Raw genomic sequence first — 944 nt, 5'->3', positions numbered from 1 at the left:
GTCATGGGCCGCAAGCGGGGCGGGGTCTGGCGGGACGTGACGGCCGGGGAGTTCGCCGGCGAGGTGCTGGCGCTGGCGCGGGGGCTGGTCGCGCAGGGGGTGGGGTTCGGGGACCGGGTGGCGGTGATGTCGCGGACCCGGTACGAGTGGACGCTGTTCGACTTCGCGCTGTGGGCGGTCGGGGCCCAGCCCGTGCCCGTGTACCCGAGCTCCTCGGCCGAGCAGGTGCAGTGGATCCTGTCCGATTCCGGGTGCACCGCGTGCGTCGTGGAGGACGAGGACCAGGCCATGACCGTCGGGTCGGTCGTCGGGGGGCTGCCGCGGCTGCGGCGGCTGTGGCAGCTCGATGCCGGGGCCCTCGCCGGGCTCGTCGCCGACGGGCGGGGCGTGCCGGAGGACGTGGTGCACGGGCGGCGGGGGGCGGTGACGCCCGACGCCGTGGCGACCGTCATCTACACGTCGGGGACGACCGGGCGCCCCAAGGGGTGCGTGCTGACCCACGCGAACTTCATGTTCGAGGCGGACACGCTGGTCCGGCGGTGGGAGTCGGTGTTCCGGACCGGGCCCGGGGAGGTTCCGTCCACGCTGCTGTTCCTGCCGCTCGCGCACGTCTTCGGGCGGGTGGTGGAGGTCGCGGCCGTCCGGGCGCGGGTCAAGCTGGGGCATCAGCCGGATCTGGCGGCGGCGGAGCTGGTGCCGGAGCTCGCGGCGTTCCGGCCGACGTTCGTGCTGGGTGTGCCGTACGTGTTCGAGAAGGTGTTCGCGGCGGCCCGCCGGGCGGCGGAGGCGGAGGGGCGGGTCGGTGTCTTCGACCGGGCCGTCGAGGCTGCCGTGCGGTATGCGGAGGCGTGCGAGCGGCAGGCGTTCGGGGCGGGGCCGGGGCCGTCGGCGGCGCTGCGGGTGCAGCACCGGCTGTACGAGCGGCTGGTGTACGGGCGGGTCCG

General features: G+C 75.6%; 1 protein-coding gene. It reads left to right on the top strand.

The window, feature by feature from the left end; all coding sequences use genetic code 11:
* Positions 1-3 precede the first annotated feature (3 nt).
* Positions 4-944: AMP-binding protein (locus EF903_RS33005; RefSeq protein WP_260616245.1), on the top strand; the 941-nt coding region annotated here is incomplete at its 3' end.

The sequence above is a fragment of the Streptomyces sp. WAC05292 genome (assembly GCF_003949955.1).
Lineage (GTDB): Bacteria > Actinomycetota > Actinomycetes > Streptomycetales > Streptomycetaceae > Streptomyces > Streptomyces globosus.
The sequence above is the reverse complement of the archived record's forward strand: the minus strand, read 5'-3'. Positions and strand labels throughout refer to the sequence as shown.